The following is a 21,972-nucleotide window of genomic DNA, read 5'->3' as shown; positions in this document are numbered from 1 at the left end:
AGACCGGACTCCACCCCGGGTTCGGGGCGGAGCGCTTCGTCCAACCTAAAACCCCTCTCACCGCTTCGCACAAGAGTGCCCTCGGGGACACACTTTCGCCAGAAAACCGGTTGCCCCGGTCGGCGCCGTCCACACATGATTCGCCGTGTCAGCGCGCGGCGGCGAGGCGTCGCGAAAGAATCCGGGGAGATCGTCCGAATGGGGACCGCGGCGCGCCGCGCGGCTGTGACATGCCGATTCGCCCGGGAGCGGGACGGGGCTCAGCTCCAGCCGTAGCGCTCCCTGAGCCGGTTCACGACCAGATTGAACCGGCCCCGGTCCAGGGCGCACGCCTCGCGCCGCATGCCCCGCTCATGGACCCGCAGCACGCGGTCGACATCCACCCAGGACTCGCGCCCGGCGCGGTCCCACGGACCCACTCCGATCGGCACCCACTCACGGTCGTGGTCATGGCGCCTGCTGGAGAGCTGAACGGCCAGCAGTGTGCCCGCCGCCTCACGCGCGACCACCAGAACCGGCCGGTCCTTGCCACGGCCGTCGTTCTCCTCGTAGGGCACCCAGGTCCAGACGATCTCGCCCGGGTCCGGATCGCCGTCGTGCTCGGGGGCGTACGAGGTACGGACCGGTCCCACGGCGCGGGGATCGGCCTCGGTGGTGGCGGCGGGACCGGAGCGGCCGGGGAGGTCGCCGGAGGCGTCGGAGAAGGTCGTCATCCGCACGACGTTAGAACGTCCGTGCGGCGCTGTGGCGGCCGGGGCCCGGTGGCCGGATCTCCGCGCGATGTCCGGCGCCCCCCGAAAAGGTACGCACCGGTTCAGGACATCCGCGGGACCTCACCCGCGGCCGTCTGGAAAGATACCCGGAGCGATGAGCCCGTTGCCCGAGCAGTCCGCCGCACACCCCGTCGAACGTCCGGTCCCGACCAGCGCCGATGTGGCGCGGCTGGCCGGTGTCTCCCGTGCCACCGTCTCGTACGTACTCAACAACACCTCGGCCGTCCGGATCAGTGAGCCCACCCGTCGCAAGGTGCACGAGGCCGCCGAGCGGCTGGGATACGTACCGCACGCGGCGGCCCGCAGTCTGCGCGCGGGGCACACCGGGATCGTGCTGCTGCCGTCGGCACATGTCCCCGTGGGCCCGCTGTACAGCGCCTTCTTCAACGATCTCCAGTGGGCCCTGCGACGGCTCGGCTACACCGCGGTGCAGTACTGCAGCCTCGGCATGGACGGGGACGCGGCGGCCCGCGCCTGGGCCGAGCTGCGCCCCGTGGCCGTTGTCTCGCTCGGTGAGATCGCCCTGACCGCGCAGGGCGTGGACCTGCTCAAACGGTCCGGTGCGCGAGCCGTGATCACGCTCGGTCCCGACCGGGTCGCGGGCGCGCACGCGCTGGTCATGGACCAGCGGGAGATCGGCCGCCGGGCGGTGGCCCATCTCCTCGGACGCGGCTACACCCGGATCGGTGTGGTGGTGCCGCAGGAGCCCGGTCTGGAGCTGTTCGCCGGCCCGCGTCTCACCGGGGCCCGTACGGCCGCCGAAGGCACCGGCGCCCTGATCGAGCCGCTGCCGCTGGCCTACGAGGAGGAGGCGGCGGCGGCCCTCGCCGCCCGCTGGCGCGCGCTCGGCCTGGACGCCGTCTTCGCGTACAACGACGAGTACGCGATGCTGCTGATGCGGGCGCTCCAGGACGAGGGGATCGCCGTCCCGCGGGAGACGGCCGTGATCGGGGCCGACGATCTGCTGCTCGGCAGGCTGCTGCGGCCCAGGCTCTCCAGCGTGCACATCGACATGGTGACGGGACAGCGGCTGGCCGAACTCGTCCACCGGGTCGTCCGCGACCCGGACGGCGAGCCGGAGCGGCACGATCTGATGGACGCGCGGGCCGTCCACCGCGAGTCCACCTGACCCCGGGGCCGGGGGCCCGGTGCCGAGGCCCCGCCGGTCACCGGGGGCGGCGACATGCGGCGCTGTCGCCGGATGGCTAGCGTCGGCTCCATGAGCACCGTTCCCCAGCGCTTCGAGATCTTCCTGGTCGCCGAGTTCACGGAGGACGACGGGGGCCCGCCCAGCGCGGCGAACGCCCTGCGCTCGGCCGTCGTCGAGGCGACCGGTGACACGGGAGCCTCCGGCTATCCGCGGTACGAGGGCGACGGCATGGAGGCGGACATCGATCCCGGGACCCTGACGGTGGAAGCCCTGCTGGTCGACGGCTCGGAGCTGGACTACGGAATGTCGGTCCGGGTGATCGCCGTCCCCGGCCTCTGAGGACGGCGGGCACCTCGCGGTGGTGCTCCCGGTTACGCGCTCTCGGTGTTCTTCGTCTTCGCCTCGGCCTCCGCGACCGACTTGCGGACCTCGTCCATGTCCAGCGCGCGGGCCTGGCCGATCACATCCTCCAGGGCGGCCTCCGGCAGCGCGCCGGGCTGGGCGAACACCGCCACATTGTCCCGGACGATCATCAGCGTCGGGATGGAGCGGATGTCGAAGGCGGCGGCGAGCTCCTGCTGGGCCTCCGTGTCGACCTTGGCGAAGACGAGGTCCTCATGACGCTCCGAGGCCTTCTCGTACACCGGCGCGAACTGGCGGCACGGTCCGCACCAGGAGGCCCAGAAGTCGATCAGGATGAAGTCGCTCTCCGACACCGTCCGGTCGAAGTTGTCCTTGGTGAGTTCCACAGTGGCCATGGCCTGTTACCTCTTCCTGCTCGCCGGTGGGAAGCCGATTGCGACAACCGTTCGCGTCGTCGGCGTATTCCTTGAGGTCTTTCAGGTCGTTCAGGTCCGTGAGGCCCTTGGGCCCTCGGCCCCTTCGGGGCCCTTGCCCCGAAGATCATGTGGCCATGCGGCGATCTCCGCACCAGACTGACCCCATGACGGAAGCCATGGAATATGACGTTGTGGTGCTGGGCGCGGGACCGGTCGGGGAAAACGTCGCGGACCGCACCAGGGCCGCCGGACTGAGCACGGCGGTCGTGGAGAGCGAACTGGTCGGCGGCGAGTGTTCGTACTGGGCCTGCATGCCCAGCAAGGCGCTGCTGCGCCCGGTGATCGCGCGCGCGGAGGCGCGCAGGCTGCCGGGGCTGAGCCAGGACGTGGACGGCCCGCTGGACGTGCCCGCGGTGCTCGCCCGCCGCAACGAGTTCACCGCCAACTGGAAGGACGACGGCCAGGTCGCGTGGCTCGAAGGCGTGGGGGCGGCCGTCGTACGCGGTCACGGCCGGCTGGACGGCGAGAAGAGGGTCGTGGTCACGGGCCCCGACGGCGAGGAGCGGGTGCTGACCGCGCGGCACGCCGTCGCCGTCTGCGTGGGCAGCCGGGCCGTCCTTCCCGATCTGCCGGGTCTCGCCGACGCCCGTCCGTGGACCAGCCGCGAGGCGACCAGCTCCCAGCGGGTCCCGGGGCGCCTGGTGGTCGTCGGCGGGGGAGTGGTGGGCGTGGAGATGGCCACCGCGTGGCGGGCCCTCGGCTCGGAGGTCACCGTGCTGGTGCGCGGCGACGGTGTGCTGCCGAGGATGGAACCGTTCGCCGGTGAGCTGGTGGTCGACGCGCTGACCGAGGCGGGCGCCAAGGTCCGTACGGGGGTGTCGGTCGCCGCGGTCGAACGCGACGGCGGCAGCGGCCCGGTGACGGTCGTGCTGGCGGGCGGCGAGCGGATCGAGGCCGACGAGGTCCTCTTCGCCACCGGCCGGGCGCCGCGCACGGACGACATCGGTCTGGAATCGGTCGGCTTCGCCCCGGGGTCCTGGCTGACGGTGGACGACAGCTGCCTGGTCGGCGGGAGCGACTGGCTCTACGCGGTCGGTGATGTCAACCGCCGCGCTCTGCTGACCCACCAGGGCAAGTACCAGGCCCGTATCGCCGGCGCCGCCATCGCGGCCAGGGCCGGGGACCCGGCCGCGCCCCTCTCCGCGCCCTGGGGCCCGTACGCCGCCACCGCCGACCACGGCGCCGTTCCGCAGGTCGTCTTCACCGACCCGGAGATCGGCGCGGTCGGACTCACCCTCGCCGAGGCCGAGCAGGCGGGCCACCGGGTCCGCGCGGTCGACTACGAGATCGGCCATGTCTCCGGCGCGGCGCTCTACGCCGACGGCTACCACGGCCGCGCGCGCATGATCGTCGACCTCGACCGCGAGATCCTGCGCGGTGTGACGTTCGCCGGACCGGGAGTCGGTGAACTGCTGCACTCGGCCACCGTCGCGGTGGTCGGGGAGGTGCCGATCAGCCGTCTGTGGCACGCCGTCCCCTCGTATCCCACGATCAGCGAGGTGTGGCTGCGGCTGCTGGAGACCTACCGGGACGAGTGACCGCCGCCGCGCGCCCGGGCGGCCCCCGGAGCCGTCGAAGCCCTCCGAGCCGCGCAAGCCGTCCGCGCGCACGGCTCAGGTATACAACGCGGCGCGCCCGCCGCCTGGATGGCGGCGGGCGCAGGAGCGGTCAACTCGTCCAGGGACCGGCGAGTTACGGGACGATGCGCAGGAGCTTGTTGGGCGAGCCGCTGCCCGGGTTGCCCACCACGTTGGACGTGGCGCCGTTCACCAGGGCCGTGGCCACCTGGGCCGGGGTGGCCGTGGTGTGCCCGGCGAGGTAGACGGCCGCCGCTCCGGCCACATGCGGTGTGGCCATCGAGGTGCCGGAGATGGAGCTGCTCGCCGTGTCCGAGGTGTTCCAGGCACTGGTGATGGCGCTGCCCGGGGCGAACAGGTCGACGCGCGTACCGTAGTTGGAGTAGCTGGCACGGGCGTCCGTGCTGGTGGTCGCGCCCACGGTGATGGCGTCGGCGACACGGGCCGGCGAGTAGTTCTGGGCGTTGAGCCCGTTGTTGCCGGCCGCGACCGCGTAGGTCACACCGCTGTTGATGGAGTTCTGCACCGCGGTGTCCAGCGCGGCGTTGGCGCCACCGCCGAGGGACATGTTCGCGACGGAGGGACCCGAGTGGTTCCGGGTCACCCAGTCGATGCCCGCGACGACCTGGGCCGTGGTGCCCGAGCCCGCGTTGTTGAGCACCCGTACGCCCACGATGTTGGCCTTCTTGGCCACGCCGTAGACGTTGCCCGCGACATTGGCCGCGACATGGGTGCCGTGGCCGTTGCCGTCCTGCGCGGTGTTGTCGTTGTCGACGGCGTCGTAACCGTACGAGGCCCGCCCGCCGAAGTCCTGGTGCGTGATGCGGACTCCGGTGTCGATGACGTAGACCGTGGTGCCCTGGCCGGCCGTGTCGGGGTAGGTGTACTGGCCGTTCAGGGGGAGCGCGGCCTGGTCGATCCGGTCCAGGCCCCACGACGGCGGGTTGACCTGGGTGGCGAGCGCGTGCACCTCGCGGTCCTGGAAGACCCTGTCCACGGCCGGGTCGGCGGCCAGCTTGCGCGCCTGCTCGGGCGAGAGGGCCGCGGCGTAGCCGTTGAGGGCAGCCGTGTAGGTGTGCTCGACCGTACCGCCGTACTCGGCCACGACGCTCCGGCCCGCGGCCGAGGCGGACTTGAGGCCTGCCGTCTCCTTCAGGGTGACGATGTAGCTGCCCTGTACCGCGTCCGCGGAGCCGGCGCCGATGACGGTGCCGACGGTGGGGGCCGCCTGGGCGGGGGCGGAGACGGCGGCGAGAGCCGCGGCTGCCGCGGTCGCGGTGACCGCGGCCGCGATCCGTGTCCTGGTGGTACGCATCCTTGCCATGATGAGGGGTCCTCCTCAGCGTGGTGCGCGGGGTGCGTGCGCAAATGTGGGGGACGCATACGGATGTATGCGCAAGGCGGTGCGAGTGGTTTCCGCACCGCCCGTGCGAGAACGATCGCGGAGAGTGGGGGGCGTCGACAAGACGGTCTGAAGCCATGTCATCGACATGTCATGGCCATGCAATGACTTGGCAATGACCGCACGTCAGGAACGCCGAGTACCGTGCCATGAAGGACTTTTGACCCACCGGGGCCCAGACCTCGGCCCGGACCTCGACCCCGATGTGGGGCCGGACCCGGGCCCGGACCCGGCCCGCACCTGGATCCGATGCGTCAGGCGCCCGTGGTGGAGCCGGGACGGATGATCATGAGAACGGTCACGGTGGCCCAGAGGAGATTGAAGATCCCGGTGACCATGGCCAGCCGGGCGGTCGCCCGTCGGTCCGGCGGTGCCGCCGCCGTCTTCCCGGCCGGCCCTGTCGCCCCTGACCCTTCTGTCCTTCCTGCCTCTCCTGTTGCCTCTGCCGCCCCTGTCTCCGTGATCGCCTCGATCCCGGCCAGCAGGGCTTCCTGGCGTGGCAGTACGAGCGCGCCGAGCGCGACGGCCGCGAGCGCGGTCAGGGCGATCGAGACGATCAGCCAGGTGTCCCCGAGCACACCCATCGAGCTCGCGGTGGCGAATCCGAAGACCGGAACGGTCAGGCCGATCACGGCGTAGACACGGCAGATCCGGTGCAGCAGTCGCACCCATGCCACCGCCTGCCGGTCGCCCGGATCGGCCAGCGCCCGGCGGACGGTCGGCGGGAACATGCTGGCGGCCACGGTGACCGGTCCGATCGCGACGATCGCGGCCAGAACATGAACGGCGAGAAGGAATTTCGTCACAGGTGGGTGCTTTCTCAGGCGTACGTCCGGGACGGGCAAGGAGGGCCCCCGCGCGGGAAGCCGAGCCCGACGTTAGGCGTGGGCGTCGCGGTCCAGTAGTGGCTTGAGTGCCAGGAACCGACGGATTCTCGCCAGGTGCCGCGAGCCGGATGAAAACGGACACCGTGTCGGAGCCGCACGGCCCTCACCAGCGCGAACAGGACGCTGTGCGGGCACATCGCCGAGCCGCTCCGGCCCGGGAGCCTTGGCCGTCATCCGTTCCTGCCATAGCCTCTCGCCATGCACACCGTGGCCGTACTCGCGCTCGAACAGGTCGTCTCCTTCGACCTCGCCACACCCATCGAGGTGTTCTCCCGCACCCGGCTGCCCGACGGCCGCGCCGCCTACCGCGTACTGATCTGCGCCGCCACGGAAGAGGTCGACGCCGGCCCGTTCGTCCTGCGCGCGCCGCACGGTCTCGACCGGCTGCGCGAGGCGGACACGATCATCGTCCCGGGCACCCTGGAGCACGCCGGTCCGGTGCCCGAGGCCGTACTCGACGCGCTGCGCGAGGCCGCGGCGGACGGCACCCGTATCGCCTCCATCTGCGCCGGTGCCTTCGTGCTCGCGGCCACCGGCCTCCTCGACGGGCTGCGCGCCACCACCCACTGGACCGCCGCCGAGCGCCTCGCGGCCCTCCATCCGAGGATCGCCGTCGATCCCGATGTGCTCTACGTGGACAACGGCCAGTTCCTCACCTCGGCGGGAGCCGCCGCCGGACTCGATCTCTGTCTGCACATGGTCCGCAAGGACCACGGCTCGGCCGTCGCGGCCGACACGGCCAGGCTGTCGGTCATGCCGCTCGAACGCGAGGGCGGCCAGGCCCAGTTCATCGTCCACGCCCAGCCGCCCACGCCGTCCGGATCCGTCCTGGAGCCGCTTCTGAGATGGCTGGAGGAGAACGCGGACCAGGAGCTGACCTTGGAGGACATCGCCGTACGGGCCAGGATGAGCAGCCGAACGCTCAGCCGGCGCTTCCGCGAACAGACCGGCACCACACCGCTGCGCTGGCTCCACCGCGCCCGGATCCGCCGCGCGCAGTACCTCCTGGAAACCACCACCCACTCCGTCGACCGCATCGCGTCCCAGGCCGGGTTCGGCTCACCCACGGCCTTCCGTGAACGCTTCAAGCGCGTCGTCGGCACCAGCCCGCACACCTACCGGCGCGCCTTCCGCGGCTCCGCCGGTTGAACTGTGCGATCAATATGCCATCCCCACCTACCAGTTGCTGTGGCAGACTGCCCGAAAACGGTGGTGTTGCTCGGGGGTGGGACATGAGCGAACCGCGGTCTGCCCCGACGATCGGGCAGCTCGTCCTCAGTAGGCAGTTGCGTGCCCTGCGCGAGAAGGCTGGGCTGAGCAGGGAGCAGGCCGGCAAGCTGCTCCGGATCACCGCGGCCACCATCCGGCGCATGGAGACGGCCGAGGTCGGGCTCAAGATCCCGTATCTGCAGATCCTGCTGCCCGCGTACGGGGTGTCCGAGGCGGAGGCCGGGATATTCCTGCGGCTGGCCGAGGAGGCGAACGAGCCGGGCTGGTGGCAGCGTTTCCATGATGTGCTCCCGGAGTGGTTCAGCGGTTATGTCAGCCTCGAAGAGGCCGCCACGACCATGCGTGTCTACGAACCGCACTTCGTGCCGGGTCTGCTCCAGACCGAGGACTACGCCCGCCAGGTGCTGACCACCGGGGCGCTGGGGCGGACGGCCGACTCCGAACGGATAGAGCGCCATGTCTCCCTGCGCCGCCAGCGTCAGGCGCTGCTGACCCGCCCCGACGCCCCGGCCTACTGGGCCGTCCTGGACGAGACCGTCCTGCGCCGGCCCGTCGGTTCGGCGGCGGTGATGCGGGCGCAGATCGACCGTCTGATGGAGGCGACCGAGCAGCCCAATGTGACCATCCAGATAGCCGAGTTGGGCGCGGGACACCATCCCGGGACGTACAGCCCGTTCGTACTGTTCCGCTTCGACGTTCCCGAAGTGCCCGACATGGTCTACATCGAGTATCTGACGGGCGCGCTCTATCTGGACGAGGCGGGCGAGGTCGCCGAACACATGGAGGCGATGGACCGGATGGTGGCCCACGCGGAGCCCGCGAGCCGCACCAAGGAGCTCCTCACCATCCTCCGCAAGGAGTTCTGAGCCGGTTCCGCGCCGGTCCGGGGCCGCTTCCGCGCCCGTTGCTACGCGGCTCCCGCACACCCGTGGCCACCTCGCCGCCGGCACCCCGATGTCCAGTGCGCGAGATCACGTTGACCTCGGGTGATGTCCTGGGGAGGGTTGGCGTGTGAGCCACGCACCCATGTCCATCGACCGGAACGCGCAGTGCGGGGAGTACTGACCGGCTTCGGGGTCATCGCCGTGGTGATCGGCGTCGGCTATCTGATGGGACGGCGCGGACATCTCGGGGAGAACGGGCGTGAGGTGCTCACCCGGCTCGCCTTCCATGTGGCCACGCCCGCGCTGCTGTTCACCACCCTGGCGCGGGCGGAACTCTCGGCGGTCCTCTCCAGCCGGCTGCTGATCACCGCGATCAGCACGGCCGTCACGGCCGGGGTGTTCCTGGCGGTCGCCGTGGCCCGCCGCTGGGACGCGGGCCGCACCACCATCGGGGCACTCTGCTCCAGCTATGTCAACGCGGGCAATCTCGGGATTCCGATCGCCGTCTATGTCCTGGGCGATGCCTCACTGGTCGCTCCCGTTCTGCTGTTCCAGCTCATCGTGGTCACGCCGATCGCCCTGACAGTGCTCGATCTGGCCGTGGCGGGAGCAGGAACGGGAGCAGAGGCACAGGCAGAAGCAGGGGCAGGGACAGGAGCAGCAACAGAAACAGGGACCGGGGCCGGTACCGGGGCCGGACTCCGGAGGAGATTTCCGCTCGGGCAGGGGCTGATCACACCGCTGCGCAATCCGGTCGCGGCCAGTTCGCTGTGCGGAGTGGCGGTGGCGGCCACGGGCTGGACGGTGCCGGGACCTGTCCTGGATCCGCTGATCCTGATCGGCAACATGTCCGTTCCCGCCGTACTGCTGGCCTTCGGAATATCGCTCCACGGGAGCGCCCTGCCGGGCCGCGGCCCCGACCGCCACCCCGTTCTGCTCTCCGCCGCCCTGAAGTCGGCGGGTCAGCCGCTGGTGGCCTGGACGCTGGGGGCGTGGGCCTTCGGACTGCACGGCGCGGCCCTGCTCGATGTCGTGGTGACCTCCGCCCTGCCCGCCGCGCAGAACCTCTACACCTACGCCTCGCGCTACAAGGTCGCCGAACGGCTGGCGCGGGAGTCGATCCTGCTCTCCACACTGCTGTCGATCCCGGCCCTGGTGGCGGTGGCGGCACTGCTGGGCTGACGTACGGCAGGGCGCGCGCGCAAAGGGCGCAGCCGGTGCGGACCGGCCCATACGTACCGCGAACGGGCAGACGGCGTTCAGATGTCATCCATCGTCACGCCACGGCTGATCAGAACAGTGCGGCTGACACAGATGTACAGCGCAGGGAGTTCGACATGAGCACAGCAGACAACCACGGCAAGCCGGCGAGACGGGCGCTGCTCCAGGCGGCCCTCGCCGTGCCGGCCGCCGGTGCGGCGGCCACGTTGTTCGACGCGGCACCGGCGCAGGCCGCCTCCAGCGGCGAGACCGGCCGGTTCGACACCGTCAGCCCCCGGTTCGCGGTGGCCGTCCTTCCCGACACCCAGTACCTCTTCGACGCCGACAGCTCCGACCCGGCGCCGCTGCGCGAGACCTTCCGTTACCTCGTGTCCGAGCGGAAGGAGGCCAACATCGCGTTCATGACGCACCTCGGTGATGTCACGGAGCACGGCACCGTCGACGAGATCGAGCTGGCCGCCGACACCTTCCGTACGCTCGACGGCAAACTGCCCTACAGCGTGCTCGCGGGCAACCACGACATCAACGGCGCCGACGACCAGCGCGGCGACTCCGCCTATCTGAGGGCCTTCGGACCGGCGCGCTACGCCTCCATGCCGACCTTCGGCGGCTCCTCGCGCGACGGCTACAACAGCTACCACGTGGTGAGCGCCGCGGGACGCGAGTGGCTGATCCTCGCCCTGGACTGGCGTGTGTCCGACGCCGGGCTCGACTGGGCCCGCTCGGTGCTCGACAGCCACCCGACGCTGCCGGCCATTCTCACCACCCATGACATCGCCTCGTCCGGCGACGACGGCAAGGCCCAGCTCTCCGGCAACGGACAGCGGCTGTGGGACGGTCTCATCCGCGGCAACGACCAGATCTTCCTCGCGCTCGGCGGTCACTACTGGCCGCCCGGCCGTACGGTCCTCACCAATGACGCGGGCCACGACGTCCATGTCCACATCACCAACTACCAGGACCGCTACTACGGCGGCGCCGGGATGATCCGGCTGTACGCCTTCGACCTCGCGCGCGGTGTCGTCGACGTCGAGACGTTCTCGCCCTGGTTCCTCGCGCGCAATCCGGAGAAGCGGACGCCGCTGGAGGCCGAGACGATCGAACTGACCGGTCCCACCGACCGGTTCAGCCTGGACATCGACTTCGCCGCCCGGTTCGCGGGCTTCGACCGGTCCGTACCCCCGCCGGCCCGCCCGGCCTCCGCCGTGATGCCGCGCGGGACCGTCGCGTACTGGCGCTTCGACTCCGCCGGGCTCGGCGGCGCCGGCACGGCGGGCGCTCCCGTGGCCGACGGAAAGGTCGCGCGCGATCTGACCGGCAACGGCAACGACCTGACCGTGAGCCGGCTGCACTCCAGCGGCGCCGACGCGCTCACCTGGTCCGAGGACCACCACGAGGGCCAGCCGGCCCACGCCAGCCTGCGCTTCGACGGCGGCAAGTCCCCGGACCGCGGCGCCATCCTGACCACCTCCGCCAACGCACCGCTCAACAGCGCGAAGTTCACCTCGGGCTACACCATCGAGACCTTCATCAAGCTGCCGGAGCCCTTCGAGGGCGACCACGCCTGGATGGGCATCCTGAGCTGGGAAGGGCGCAACAGCGAGGCGGGCAAGACGACCGGCTGGTCGCCCGACGAGCCCACGTGCAGCCTCAACATCTCCCCGGAGCGGTTCGTCCAGTTCGTCGTCTACGCGCACCGCCAGGACGCCGATCCCACCTCGTGGAGCCACGCCCTGCCGGTCGGCCGGTGGACGCACATCGCGGTCGTCAACGACGGTCACCGTACGGTGATCTACGTCGACGGCTCGAAGATCGCCCGTAATCCCACACAGGAGTCGACCGGTATCGCCACGCTCGGCAAGCCCTTCGTCATCGGCGGGACCCAGTTCGACGAGAAGTTCGGCCAGGGCTTCTACGGCTGGGTCGGCGACACCCGCATCGTGGAGCGGGCGCTGAGGCCGAAGGAGTTCCTCACCCCGTACGAGTGACCACGCCCGCGCCGCCGCGCGCGAGGGGTCCGGTCAGGACACCTCGCCGCGGCGGCGTCTGCGGTTGCCCAGACCGGCGTGCACGCCCCGGCCCCGCCGCCAGCGGTGGGTGAGCAGCAGGAAGACCGTGGCGAGGACGGCGAGCGCCAGTGCGACGACGGCCACGAACTTCTCGTCGTACCACCTCGGTTCGTACATGTTCGGGAACGGTCCGAGCGTGCCGACATCGACATATCGGTACACGAACAGCAGCGCCAGGCTTCCGGCGGCCACGATCCAGGTGAAGAGATCACCGACCAGCCGGTGCCAGATCAGGACGAGCAGGGCGGCCAGCGCGGACAGACCGGCCTCGGCACGGAAGAGTGTGCCCTGGCTGATGTTGTCGCCGACGAGGTCGTAGCGGGGAGCGAGATCGGCGTGGACATAGGCGTTCACCGCCAGGGCGAGCGCGGCCAGCAGCCGGGCCGCGCCCCGCAGCACACGGAGCCTGCGTCCGCGATGGGCGGATACGACGGACGTGCCTGAGGACATCGCTTCTCCTGTCTCACCGGTGGCCAGGGGTTTCGAAGGCGGGGTCGGAGGTCAGTAGAGACCGCCGGTGTCCTGCTGCGGGGTCGTGTTCTTCTCGCCCGCGGTGTCGACGACGTACCACCGGTGCCGGAAGGAGATGTCGCCCTGGCCGTTGGTGTCGCCGGGCTTGTGGTCGTCCTCGAACGTGTACAGGGGATGGCCGTTGTAGGTGACCTGCCGGGCGCCGTCCGCGCGAACGGCGATCGCCAGCAGACTCTTCCGGACTCCGCCGCCCGCGGTCGCTTTCGCCGCCACCGTCAAGGGACGCCAGATCTTCGCGCAGGGCCCGGCGCAGGTGGAGGTGTTCCGTGCGTCTCCTTCGAAGAGATAGAGAGTCCGCTGCGCGCCGTCGACCAGGATCCGTCCGAGCGCGGTGGACCGCGCGGAGACCTCGTCCCTGTGCGGGCCGGGCGAGGACGCGTCCGCCGCGAGTCCGTCCCGCGCCTCGGACCGCGTCATCGGGGAGCCGCCTCCGTCGCCGGCGCAGCCCGTCACCGCCGGGACGCAGAGCAGCGCCACGGCCATGACACCGGCCGTGCTGGACGTGCTCCCCATCGAGGCTCCTCCGATCCGGCCGTCCCGCGGGCCGGCCGTCCCATGGGCGGCACACCGACCGCCCGTCGGGGCCGCACCCTCCACTACACGGCACCTCCGGGCCCCGGGCCACCGGACAGAGCCGTCCGACGTACTTTGTCCGCGCTTCCGCCCTCGCCCGCGGATCGCCCTCGGCCCCGCTCCCGCGCTCGCCCTCGCACCGGCCCCCGTGATCCGCCGCCGACCGGTTTCGGTGACCTGTTCGACGCGTGGCCGATCCTCGTTCTCGCCTGAATGATTGTCCGACACATCCGGCACATCGGGCACGTCACTCCCCGTACGATCCGTTCCATGACCGGGCCGCAGTAAGGAGTTTGACGGCGTGAAAGCAGGACAGACGAGCCCGGTGAGCCGGTCCGCGCCGAGTGGAGGACACCCGCGCCGGCGGTCTCCGCTCCGCCGGATCGGACGCTGGATCGCCCTGGCCGCGGCCCTCCTGGTGCTGGGCACATCGGGCGCGGGCGGCTGGCTGTACACCCGGCTCAGCGGCAACATCCAGGGCACGGGCGTGGACGACGCGATCGGTGACGACCGGCCCAGCGCCACGCAGGGCGGGGAGAACATCCTGGTCATCGGCTCCGACAGCCGTAAGGGCGCGGGGGACGGCTATGGCCGCGGGCTGACCAGCATGCAGTCCGACACCCTGCTCCTGCTCCATCTCGGCGGCGGCGGGAAGTGGGCCACCGTGGTGTCCTTCCCCCGTGACTCCTGGGTCCGGATCCCCGCCTGCGACCAGGGCGACGGCACCTTCTCCGTACCGCATCACTTCAAGATCAACGAGGCTTTCGCGATCGGTGGTTCCACCGGCGACACCGGCAAGGCCGCCGCCTGCGCGATCAAGACCGTCGAACAGAACACCGGTGTCCGCGTCGACCACTTCCTGGTCGTGGACTTCCGGGGATTCACCGGAATGGTCAACGCTCTCGACGGGGTGGAGATCTGTCCCGAGCGGCCCATCCACGACAGAAAGGCCCACCTCGATCTCCGCGCGGGCTGCCAGACGGTGAAGGACAGCGCGGCCCTCGGCTATGTACGGGCCCGCTACAGCCTCGGTGACGGCACGGACATCGGCCGTATCGGCCGGCAGCAGGAGTTCATGCGGGCGCTCGTCGCCCGGGCCAGGACCAAGCTCCACAACCCCGCGGCCCTGTACGGTTTTCTCGACTCGGCCACCGGATCGCTGACCACCGATCCCGAACTGGCCGGTCTCAGGCCCCTCCATGAACTGGCCTCCGGCCTCAAGGCGCTGCCCGCCGACCGGATTTCCTTTCTGACCGTGCCCAACTACCCACGGGAGCGGGACGTCCCGAGCGACCGGGCCAATGTCGTCTGGAACGGGCCCGCCGCCCACAGGCTGTTCACCGCCCTCACGCTCGACCGGGAGATGACGAGGTCCCGGCTGGCGGAGGCGGCCCGTCAACTGCCGCCCGCGACGGTCACCGTCACGGTGACCGTGCTCAACGGTTCGGGCGTGACCGGCAAGGCCCGGGAGACGGCCGGCCGGCTGAGGGAGCTCGGCTTCCGGATCAGCGCCACCGGAAACGCGCCCGCGCCCGTCCAACGCACCACCCTCACCTATCCGGAGGGCCTCGCGGACCAGGCCAGGGCGCTCGCCGCGCACCTCCCGGGCCTGGTGCCCGTACGGTCGGCGCAGGCCGCGCCGGGCACGGTGACGCTCACCATCGGTCCCGATCTGCCGGCGGTCACCGGATGAGCGGCGGGGGAGCGGCGGGTGGCGCCGCGGCGGGCGAAGCGCGCCTCGGACGTCATCGCCGCCCCGGGAGCGAGAGCAGTGTCCGGTAGGCACTCTGGATGAAGCGCCCGTCGGGGGACGGCGCGGTGTTGGCCAGGGCGACCACGGCGGTCCGGTGCCGAGGGCTGAATCCGGCGAAGGCCGTGAATCCACGGGTGCCGCCCGAGTGGTGGTAGACATCGCCGTCCGGCCGGACACGGATGTTCCAGACGAGCGCCAGCTGGCCGGTGCCTCCGCGCAGCGCGAGCCGTGGACGGACCACATCCGCCAGTGCCGTCCGCAAGGGCGCGGGCAGCGGTACGGAGCCGTCGCCGGCCGAAGGGGCCGGCGGGACACCGCGCGTGGCGTCGGGTGAGGTCTCCGGCGTGTTGGCGGGTGAGGAGTCGGGCGCGGCGTCGAGGAGGGCGTCGAGGAGCGTCAGAAGATCGCGGGCGCTGGAGCGGACCGCGCCCGCTCCGGCGAGACCCGGGATCCGCCAGGGCGGCCGGGCGCGGCCGTGCCAGTAACCGGTGGCCTGCCGAAGGCCCGGCGCGCAGCCGGTCCGGTGCAGCCCGAGCGGCTCCAGGACCCGGTCGGCCAGCAGTTCCCCGTACCCCAGCCGGCCGGGCACGGCACGGCCGAGGAGATGACCGAGCAGCCCGACCCCGAAGTTGGAGTACCGCACCCGCTCGCCGGGCCGGGCGAACGGACGGGTCCTGGCGAGCGCGCGCAGCAGATCGTCGTCGCGGAAACCGGCGTACGGATTGCTGAACCAGTGCGGCACCGCCCCGGCGAGCAGCCCGGGGGGCAGCCGGGGCAGCCCCGAGGTGTGGGTGGCCAGATGGAGCAGGGTGATCGGCCCGCCGCGCGGCGCCGGAACGGAGCCGGGCGGCAGCAGCCGGGTGAGGGGATCGCCGTACGAGACATCGCCGCGCGCGGCCAGTTCGGCGAGCAGCAGCGCGGTGAGGCATTTGGTGAGCGAGCCCGTCTCGAACCGGGTGTCGGCCGTGACCGGGGCGCCGCCGTACGCGGAACTCCCGTAGGTCATCACCGCCCGCCGCCCGCCCTGGCGGATCGCGACGGCCACACCGCTGGCGCCGCGCGCCGAGGCGGCGATGGCCGAGGCGGGACCGTGGGCCCACTCCGGCCGTCGCACCGGCCGGTCGTGGGCCGTCGTCCCGTACGCCGTCCCCCTCGCTGCCGACGTCATGGACGGAGGCCGAGAGTACGGGAGAGGGCGAGCGTACCGGCGACCGCGGCGACCACAGTGGTGTGGTGGTGCGCCGCGAAGCGCTCGCCGGGATCCTCGCTGACGGGGTGTCCGTCGCGGGGCATCAGCCCGTCCTCGTGCTGGAGACGGGCCAGTCGCTCCCAGTCCGCCGGATCGCAGTACGGATCGGGCAGCGAACTCCCGACGATCATAAGCTCGGCCACCAGATCCCACTCGCCGATCTCGGCCCAGATGTCGATCCAGGCGGGCAGCCAGTCGGCGAGATAGCGGGCCGACTCGGCGGGCAGACCTGCCGGAACGCGGCCCCAGTCGGTGAGATGGAAGACGGTGTGCGTCATGTTGTAGGCGGTCATCCAGTCGATGAGCCACGGTTCGGGGAATGAGCCCAACCAGGTGGCGCCGGCCAGCGCGGTCCAGTCGACGGCGCGGTCGTCGCCCTGGTCGAAGCCGCCGACGCGGGCGGCGTTGGCGATCGCCAGCCGCCGGTTGGGCATCACCTCGACGGCGCGGGCCGAGCGGAGCGAGGTGGTGTGGGTGAGCAGCCGGTCCAGTGCCTGGTGGCGGTAGCCGCTGCGGGCGAAGTGGGCGTAGGTCTCCAGCGGGTCGCTCATCATCGGGTAGCGCAGCAGCCGTTCGTGGAGCATGGCTCCTGCGCCGAGCTGCTCCCAGCTGAAGTCGAGCAGTTCACGGGCGAGCCGCAGTTCGACGGTGCCGGCCACCGCCTCGCGCAGGACGAGGGAGGCGGCGAGAGCGGTCTCGCCCAGCGGCTTGTACACACTGTTGGGCTCGGCGAGTTCGGCGGTGGTGCCGGGTGGCAGCGCGCCGTGCTCGCGGTGGGTGTGGAGCCAGGTCAGTGCCAGGGAGGTGATCCGGTGGGCGGCTTGTGCGACGGGCATCTGCATGGCGGGATCTCGGTCCGATCGGGTGACGATCAGTCAGACGGGGGTCTGTTGATCGGAGGTGAACGGGTGGGATCGGGTGGCGTCGGGACGTATCGGGAGGCGCCGGGAGGGGACGTGACCAGGGGGAATCGGGACAGGCGGGACCGGGACGCACGGGAACGGGGGACGCTCGGTGACGGCCGAACGCGTTCGTCCGAACGGGAGCGGGCGGCGGATCGGACCGGCCGACGGGCCGCGCGATGACGGATCGCACCGGCCGAGGGGCCACGCGGCGGCGGATCGCACCGGGCGGCAGGTCACGCGGTGACGGGCCGGATCTGACGGCGGATCGCACGGTATCGAGTGCCCGTCAGACAGCGACCAGTCGGCGCGCGATCGCCGTGTCCAGCGCCAGCCGGTCGCCTCCGGCCATCAGACCGATGTGCTCCACCAGCGGTACCGGGTCGAGCGGCAGCTCCACACCGTCCGCGCGGAGCCACGCCAGCCACCGCACGATCCGCGCGGCGGTGGGATAGTCCCTGCGCAGCACGGCGCGGGTCGCCCCGCGTGCCAGCGCCAGTGGGGCGACCCGCGCCGCGTCGTGCACCGGACTCTCCAGGCCGGGCAGGGCGAGCGCGCTGAGCCGGCCCATCCTGACCGACCAGGCGGCCCATCCCGTGCCGTCCTCGACGGCGGGCGCACCGGGCGGCGGTGAGGACGGCCGGGGCGCCGCCGTCCGCGTGGTGTCGCCGCCGGCGGTGAGGACGGTCAGCAGGGTGACGGTGCCCCAGTCGCGCCAGGCCATCAGCCAGGGCTCCTCGGGCCCGGAGGGCGGCGGGAGCGGTTCGTCCCGGGAGGGCGGCAGGGCCGTGAAGGAGAGGGCCACCGCCTCGGCGTCCAGCGGATGGATCGCGGCGCCGCCCAGTACGGCGGGCGCGAGGACATCGGCGCCGAGGATCCGGATGGCGGCCAGCGCGGCGCCGGGGTCCCGCTCACTCTCGACGTGTTCGGCGACCATGGCCGTGCCCCCGGCACCCCGCAGGGCGCCGAGGGCACGTCGTGCCAGGCCGGCCGCTGATTCTTGGTAAATGGTCCGCGACCGGTCGTGGCTCACAGGCCCTTGGGCTCCTTCGGCTCCTTCGGGGACAGCAGAAGCAGCAGAAGCAGTAGACCGGCGGCTTCCGGCGCGTACACCGGCGCGTCGCTGCAGGGCGCCTCGGGCTCGGCCATCGCCACACCCAACGCGTGGTGATCCAGGGTGATTTCTCCGGGCCTGATGGTCTGAGAAAGCATCATGGGCTCCTCGTGTAGTCGCACTTGCCCTATCTGGGCGGTGCCATCGCTCACCCTAGATCGAATCGGACAAATCAACCAATTGGGATGGGTGATGAGCATTCAATCCGCTCTTTCCGTCAGCCATCCACATGGAACGGGACCGTCGTCACCACGATCTTCGGCAGCGGCCGGAGCGCCCGCCGCAGCCGGCCGGCGAGCGGGCTGTGGAGCAGCCGGTGCCACCAGTGCCGTACGACGATCTCCGGCAGGATCACGGTGATGGTCAGATCCGGGCGCTGATGGTGGAGCTGTTCGATATAGCTGATCAGCGGGGTCACGATGGCCCGATAGGGGGAGAGGACGATTCTCAGCGGCAGGTGGTCACCCCACAGGAGCCAGCTCTCACGGAAGCGTTCGGCGTCCTCGTCGCTCGGACTGACGTGGAGGGCCAGCACGGGCTGCTGGAGGGAGGCCGCGTAGGCCATCGCGCGCATGCTCGCCTGATGCAGCGCGTCCACCAGGACGACGGAGAGATGCCGGATCTCCTCGGGTGTCTCCTCCCGCTCCTCCCCCTCGCCCTTCTTCCCTTTCCCCCGGGGCTCCCCCTGGGGAAGTACCTCTTCCGACGGCCCCTCGGCGCCCTCGGCGCCCTCGGCACCGTCGGGCGTCCCGTCAGCGCGGGCACGGGTTTTGCGGGACTCCGGCCCCGTCGGCAGCGTACGGCTCGGAATCTCGATCAGCCGGGAGTGCAGCCGCACCTCCCGGCGCACCATGTCGTAGTGGTGCCGGATCCTGGTCGTCACCAGCAGGAACAGGGCGACGGTGAGAAGGGCGAGCCAGGCTCCCTCGGTGAACTTGGTGATGCCCGCGGTGATGAAGACCACGGCCGAGAGCAGGGCGCCGACCGCGTTGAAGACGAGACTCTTGCGCCAGTGCCGTTCACGCCCGCGCCACCAGTGGACCACCATCCCGCACTGCGACAGGGTGAAGGCGAGAAAGACCCCGACGGCGTACAGCGGAATGAGTGACGCGGTCTTCCCGTCGAAGGCGGCATAGACCACCGCCGCCGCCACGGAGAGCAGCATGATGCCGTTGCTGAACGCCAGCCGGTCGCCCAGCCGCAGAAAGATCCGGGGCGCGTGGTTGTCGCGTGCCAGCAGGTACAGCACACGGGGAAAGTCGTTGTACGCGGTGTTCGCCGCGAGCAGCAGGACCAGTGCCGTGGCCGCCTGGATGAAGATGTACATGCCGCCGGAGCCGAAGGTGATGTGCGCGAGCTGCGACAGGACCGTCTCCCGCGACTCGGGTACGACCCCGGTCAGATGGACCAACGCGATGATGCCCGCGAACAGCGTGACGAGCAGTCCGATCATCCACGACAGTGTCGTACGCGCGTTGCGCCAGGAGACGGGCTCGAACGCGGGTACCGCGTTGGAGATCGCCTCGATACCCGTCATCGCCGTCGAGCCCGAGGCGAACGCCCGCATCACCAGCAGCAGCCCGACGCCCTCGACGGCGTGCGGCGCCGGGGGCGGGGCGGCCTCGAAGCCGCGCCCGGCCGCGTCGTGGAGTCCCACCGCCACCAGCGAGAGGATGGCGATGATGAACGCGTACGTGGGCGCGGCGAACAGCGCCCCGGCCTGTTTGACACCGCGTAGATTCCCCGCGAGCAGAACGGCGATGACCAGCAGGCCGATCAGGACGACATCGTCCGACAGCCCGGGGAGCGCCGAGGTCACCGCCGCCATCCCGGACGAGACCGAGACGGCGACCGTGAGGACGTAGTCCGTCAGCAGTCCGGCCGCGGCGATCAGTCCGGGCACCCGGCCGAGATTGTCCGTCGCGACGATGTAGGACCCGCCGCCGTGCGGATACGCCCGGATCGTCTGACGGTACGACAGCCCGACCGCCAGCATCAGGAAGACGATCGCCCCGGCGACCGGCGCCGAGTAGGCCAGCCCCGCGGTACCGGCCAGCACCAGTACGGCGAGCAGCGCCTCGGGACCGTACGCGACCGAGGACAGCGCGTCCGCCGAGAGCACCGGCAGCGCCACGATCTTGCGCATCCGTTCCCGGGCGATCGCCGTGCTGCGCAGCGGCGCTCCCAGGATCGCGTGCCGGATCCGCGTACCGGGACCGCCCGGCGCCGCCCGGCTCTCCACCGTCTCCATGTCGCCCGCCTCGGCGGTCAGCGGCAACCCGCCGAGCGGGGGTACGCGTACGATCCGGCCGAAGCGCGCGGGCACGATCGCCGCGGGCTCGGGATAGCGGCCCATGTCGGGATCCACGGGCAGCGCCGCGCGCCACGCGTCACGGGCGGCGGACACCCGTGCCCACTCACGGCCCACCTGACGCAGCACCATGGACTGCTCCGGGTCGAGCTTGTCCACGATGACGGGCGTGGGCGTACCTTCGCTGTCCTCCGGTGCCCGGCCCGGCCTGCCGTCTTCTCCCTGGATATCCGTCACACGGGCGAGTCTCATCGGCCGAGCGCGCCGACCGTCTCACCCACGGCGGTCGACACACGGGCCGGGACGGCGACAACCCGTTCGGAGGTACGGCGGCGGGTCCGGCCAGGTCGCGTGGTGTCACCGACGGCGGTGGGACGGAGAACCCCGGGGCAGCCCGCCCCCGAGCCGGGTACGGGCCGGCTACTCGGTCTTCGGCAGTCCGGGCGGGTTCACCTCGGAGGCGGTCACGGCCTCGTTCGACAGTCCCCAGCGTGCCAGGACCTTCTCGTACGTACCGTTCCCGATCACGGTGCCGAGCGCCTCGTGGAGGGCCTTGATCAGACCGTTGTCCTTCTTCGTCGTGGCCGCGATCTTGCCCTGGATGTCGGCGCCGCCGCCCGAGTAGGTGCCGATGATCTCGGACTCCCCGGTGGAGGCGGCGTGGTACGCGGCGACCGGGTTGGGCCCGAGATAGGCGTCGAGACGACCGGAGCCGAGGGCGAGATAGTAGTCGCTCGCGTTCTGGTAGTACTTGATGTCCGTGGCCTTGAGGCCGTTCTTCACGTTCTGCTTGCTCCAGTCGACCAGCAGCTTCTCCTGGTTGGTGCCGGAGCCGACACCGATGGTCCGGCCCGCCACGTCCTTCGGGCTCGTGACCTTCCAGTCGCCGCCCTTCCTCGCCTCGAAGGCGAGATTGTCCAGCCGGTAGGTGGCGAAGTCGTACTTCTCCTTGCGCTCCTCGGTGACGGTGATGTTGCTGATCCCGACGTCGTACTTGCCGCTGTCGAGACCGACGAAGATGTTCGCCCAGTCGACCGTGTTGTGGTGCACCTTCAGCCCGAGGACGTCGGCGACCAGCGAGGCGATGTCCGTCTCCACGCCGATGACGGTCTTGTCGTCGGTGGCGTAGAAGGACAACGGCGGTACGGAACCGGCCGAGTCGGCCACCTCGAGGGTGCCGCGCTCGCGGATCGCCGCGGGCACCAGCGCGGCGACGGAGTCCACCTTGGGCGTGGTGATCCGCTTCTGGTCGGGGCTCAGGTCGATCCGCAGACCGTCCTTGCCCGCGTCCTTGGCCACCACCTCGTTGGTGGCGCCGTCGGCGGAGTTGCCGCAGGCCGACAGGGAGAGCGTGGCGACAAGGCCGAGAAGGGCGGCGGTGGTGCGGAGGACGGGTCTGGACGGCACGGAGGGCTCCTTGTGGGAAAGACGGGCCGGGAAGGACGGGGCCGGGAAGCGGGTCGGGCAGGACGGACCGGGCAGGACGGATCGACGGGCGGGCAGGGCG

At 71.2% G+C, this 21,972-nt stretch carries 20 protein-coding genes; 8 read left to right on the top strand and 12 right to left on the bottom strand.

The features are described from left to right. Positions 1–260: 260 nt before the first annotated feature. Positions 261–713 (bottom strand): type II toxin-antitoxin system PemK/MazF family toxin, encoded by a 453-nt coding sequence (locus BFF77_RS19895; RefSeq protein ID WP_066951614.1) that lies wholly within the window; start codon positions 711–713, stop codon positions 261–263. Positions 714–867: 154 nt separating this feature from the next. Between BFF77_RS19895 and BFF77_RS19890 the strand changes: the two genes are divergently transcribed. Beyond that, complete coding sequence (locus BFF77_RS19890; RefSeq protein WP_066951611.1) at positions 868–1,902, top strand: LacI family DNA-binding transcriptional regulator; 1,035 nt, start codon at positions 868–870, stop codon at positions 1,900–1,902. Positions 1,903–1,992: 90 nt separating this feature from the next. Continuing rightward, positions 1,993–2,262, top strand: a complete 270-nt coding sequence (locus BFF77_RS19885) for a hypothetical protein (RefSeq protein ID WP_066951608.1) — start codon at positions 1,993–1,995, stop codon at positions 2,260–2,262. A 32-nt stretch (positions 2,263–2,294) separates the two neighbouring features. Here the strand turns inward: BFF77_RS19885 and trxA are convergent, their stop codons facing one another. Further along, positions 2,295–2,681: a thioredoxin gene (gene trxA / locus BFF77_RS19880; RefSeq protein ID WP_066951605.1), complete on the bottom strand. Its 387-nt coding sequence runs from the start codon at positions 2,679–2,681 to the stop codon at positions 2,295–2,297. Positions 2,682–2,866: 185 nt separating this feature from the next. Here trxA and BFF77_RS19875 point away from each other — a divergent pair, with 185 nt between their 5' ends. Further along, entirely contained in the window at positions 2,867–4,300 is a 1,434-nt protein-coding gene (locus tag BFF77_RS19875) for a dihydrolipoyl dehydrogenase family protein (protein ID WP_066951601.1), read from the top strand. 154 nt (positions 4,301–4,454) lie between these two features. On the opposite strand, the gene BFF77_RS19870 is transcribed toward BFF77_RS19875, so the two are convergent. Beyond that, on the bottom strand, positions 4,455–5,663 hold the full coding sequence (locus BFF77_RS19870; RefSeq protein ID WP_066951600.1) for a S8 family peptidase: 1,209 nt from the start codon (positions 5,661–5,663) through the stop codon (positions 4,455–4,457). Between the two features lie 332 nt (positions 5,664–5,995). Next, complete coding sequence (locus BFF77_RS19865; RefSeq protein WP_066951599.1) at positions 5,996–6,547, bottom strand: protease; 552 nt, start codon at positions 6,545–6,547, stop codon at positions 5,996–5,998. Positions 6,548–6,826: 279 nt separating this feature from the next. Here BFF77_RS19865 and BFF77_RS19860 point away from each other — a divergent pair, with 279 nt between their 5' ends. The 4 genes from BFF77_RS19860 (at position 6,827) to BFF77_RS19845 (ending at position 11,951) form a co-directional block, all read left to right on the top strand. Next, entirely contained in the window at positions 6,827–7,777 is a 951-nt protein-coding gene (locus BFF77_RS19860) for a GlxA family transcriptional regulator (RefSeq protein WP_066951597.1), read from the top strand. Between the two features lie 83 nt (positions 7,778–7,860). After that, positions 7,861–8,724 carry a helix-turn-helix domain-containing protein gene (locus BFF77_RS19855; protein ID WP_066951591.1) on the top strand — a complete coding sequence of 288 codons (864 nt, stop codon included), beginning with the start codon at positions 7,861–7,863 and terminating at the stop codon, positions 8,722–8,724. 183 nt (positions 8,725–8,907) lie between these two features. Further along, positions 8,908–9,924, top strand: a complete 1,017-nt coding sequence (locus BFF77_RS19850; protein ID WP_066951588.1) for an AEC family transporter — start codon at positions 8,908–8,910, stop codon at positions 9,922–9,924. A gap of 155 nt (positions 9,925–10,079) precedes the next feature. Continuing rightward, positions 10,080–11,951: a LamG-like jellyroll fold domain-containing protein gene (locus tag BFF77_RS19845; RefSeq protein WP_066951585.1), complete on the top strand. Its 1,872-nt coding sequence runs from the start codon at positions 10,080–10,082 to the stop codon at positions 11,949–11,951. 33 nt (positions 11,952–11,984) lie between these two features. Here the strand turns inward: BFF77_RS19845 and BFF77_RS19840 are convergent, their stop codons facing one another. Beyond that, positions 11,985–12,482 (bottom strand): hypothetical protein, encoded by a 498-nt coding sequence (locus BFF77_RS19840; RefSeq protein WP_066951582.1) that lies wholly within the window; start codon positions 12,480–12,482, stop codon positions 11,985–11,987. Between the two features lie 51 nt (positions 12,483–12,533). Then, positions 12,534–13,076, bottom strand: a complete 543-nt coding sequence (locus tag BFF77_RS19835; protein ID WP_066951580.1) for a COG4315 family predicted lipoprotein — start codon at positions 13,074–13,076, stop codon at positions 12,534–12,536. Positions 13,077–13,437: 361 nt separating this feature from the next. Here BFF77_RS19835 and BFF77_RS19830 point away from each other — a divergent pair, with 361 nt between their 5' ends. Beyond that, complete coding sequence (locus BFF77_RS19830) at positions 13,438–14,829, top strand: LCP family protein (protein WP_425424399.1); 1,392 nt, start codon at positions 13,438–13,440, stop codon at positions 14,827–14,829. Between the two features lie 52 nt (positions 14,830–14,881). Here BFF77_RS19830 and BFF77_RS19825 read toward each other — a convergent pair whose 3' ends face one another. The 6 genes from BFF77_RS19825 to BFF77_RS19800 all read right to left on the bottom strand — a co-directional run bounded on the left by BFF77_RS19825 (position 14,882) and on the right by BFF77_RS19800 (position 21,872). Beyond that, positions 14,882–16,057 carry a serine hydrolase domain-containing protein gene (locus BFF77_RS19825; RefSeq protein ID WP_066951579.1) on the bottom strand — a complete coding sequence of 392 codons (1,176 nt, stop codon included), beginning with the start codon at positions 16,055–16,057 and terminating at the stop codon, positions 14,882–14,884. Continuing rightward, positions 16,054–16,980: a DUF6895 family protein gene (locus BFF77_RS19820; RefSeq protein WP_066951576.1), complete on the bottom strand. Its 927-nt coding sequence runs from the start codon at positions 16,978–16,980 to the stop codon at positions 16,054–16,056. The genes BFF77_RS19825 and BFF77_RS19820 overlap by 4 nt, the downstream gene beginning before the upstream one ends. Before the next feature lie 349 nt (positions 16,981–17,329). Continuing rightward, on the bottom strand, positions 17,330–18,073 hold the full coding sequence (locus tag BFF77_RS19815; RefSeq protein WP_066951574.1) for a hypothetical protein: 744 nt from the start codon (positions 18,071–18,073) through the stop codon (positions 17,330–17,332). Continuing rightward, positions 18,070–18,255 carry a hypothetical protein gene (locus BFF77_RS19810; RefSeq protein ID WP_425424398.1) on the bottom strand — a complete coding sequence of 62 codons (186 nt, stop codon included), beginning with the start codon at positions 18,253–18,255 and terminating at the stop codon, positions 18,070–18,072. Before BFF77_RS19810 ends, BFF77_RS19815 begins: the two co-directional genes overlap by 4 nt. A gap of 116 nt (positions 18,256–18,371) precedes the next feature. Beyond that, positions 18,372–20,300, bottom strand: a complete 1,929-nt coding sequence (locus tag BFF77_RS19805) for an APC family permease (protein ID WP_425424400.1) — start codon at positions 20,298–20,300, stop codon at positions 18,372–18,374. A gap of 585 nt (positions 20,301–20,885) precedes the next feature. After that, positions 20,886–21,872 (bottom strand): ABC transporter substrate-binding protein, encoded by a 987-nt coding sequence (locus tag BFF77_RS19800; protein WP_066951572.1) that lies wholly within the window; start codon positions 21,870–21,872, stop codon positions 20,886–20,888. Positions 21,873–21,972 lie beyond the last annotated feature (100 nt).

This window comes from Streptomyces lushanensis (assembly GCF_001700515.1).
Classification (GTDB): Bacteria; Actinomycetota; Actinomycetes; order Streptomycetales; family Streptomycetaceae; genus Streptomyces; species Streptomyces lushanensis.
Note: the sequence above shows the minus strand (reverse complement) of the source record. Positions and strands in the feature narration are given on the sequence as shown.

What these genes read in the sequence shown, in the direction of transcription:
- BFF77_RS19895 (WP_066951614.1), bottom strand. Translation starts at nt 713, where the DNA reads ATGACGACCTTCTCCGACGCCTCCGGCGACCTCCCCGGCCGCTCCGGT.
- BFF77_RS19890 (WP_066951611.1), top strand. Translation starts at nt 868, where the DNA reads ATGAGCCCGTTGCCCGAGCAGTCCGCCGCACACCCCGTCGAACGTCCG.
- BFF77_RS19885 (WP_066951608.1), top strand. Translation starts at nt 1,993, where the DNA reads ATGAGCACCGTTCCCCAGCGCTTCGAGATCTTCCTGGTCGCCGAGTTC.
- trxA (WP_066951605.1), bottom strand. Translation starts at nt 2,681, where the DNA reads ATGGCCACTGTGGAACTCACCAAGGACAACTTCGACCGGACGGTGTCG.
- BFF77_RS19875 (WP_066951601.1), top strand. Translation starts at nt 2,867, where the DNA reads ATGACGGAAGCCATGGAATATGACGTTGTGGTGCTGGGCGCGGGACCG.
- BFF77_RS19870 (WP_066951600.1), bottom strand. Translation starts at nt 5,663, where the DNA reads ATGGCAAGGATGCGTACCACCAGGACACGGATCGCGGCCGCGGTCACC.
- BFF77_RS19860 (WP_066951597.1), top strand. Translation starts at nt 6,827, where the DNA reads ATGCACACCGTGGCCGTACTCGCGCTCGAACAGGTCGTCTCCTTCGAC.
- BFF77_RS19855 (WP_066951591.1), top strand. Translation starts at nt 7,861, where the DNA reads ATGAGCGAACCGCGGTCTGCCCCGACGATCGGGCAGCTCGTCCTCAGT.
- BFF77_RS19845 (WP_066951585.1), top strand. Translation starts at nt 10,080, where the DNA reads ATGAGCACAGCAGACAACCACGGCAAGCCGGCGAGACGGGCGCTGCTC.
- BFF77_RS19840 (WP_066951582.1), bottom strand. Translation starts at nt 12,482, where the DNA reads ATGTCCTCAGGCACGTCCGTCGTATCCGCCCATCGCGGACGCAGGCTC.
- BFF77_RS19835 (WP_066951580.1), bottom strand. Translation starts at nt 13,076, where the DNA reads ATGGGGAGCACGTCCAGCACGGCCGGTGTCATGGCCGTGGCGCTGCTC.
- BFF77_RS19825 (WP_066951579.1), bottom strand. Translation starts at nt 16,057, where the DNA reads ATGACGTCGGCAGCGAGGGGGACGGCGTACGGGACGACGGCCCACGAC.
- BFF77_RS19820 (WP_066951576.1), bottom strand. Translation starts at nt 16,980, where the DNA reads ATGCAGATGCCCGTCGCACAAGCCGCCCACCGGATCACCTCCCTGGCA.
- BFF77_RS19810 (WP_425424398.1), bottom strand. Translation starts at nt 18,255, where the DNA reads ATGATGCTTTCTCAGACCATCAGGCCCGGAGAAATCACCCTGGATCAC.
- BFF77_RS19805 (WP_425424400.1), bottom strand. Translation starts at nt 20,300, where the DNA reads ATGCGCAAGATCGTGGCGCTGCCGGTGCTCTCGGCGGACGCGCTGTCC.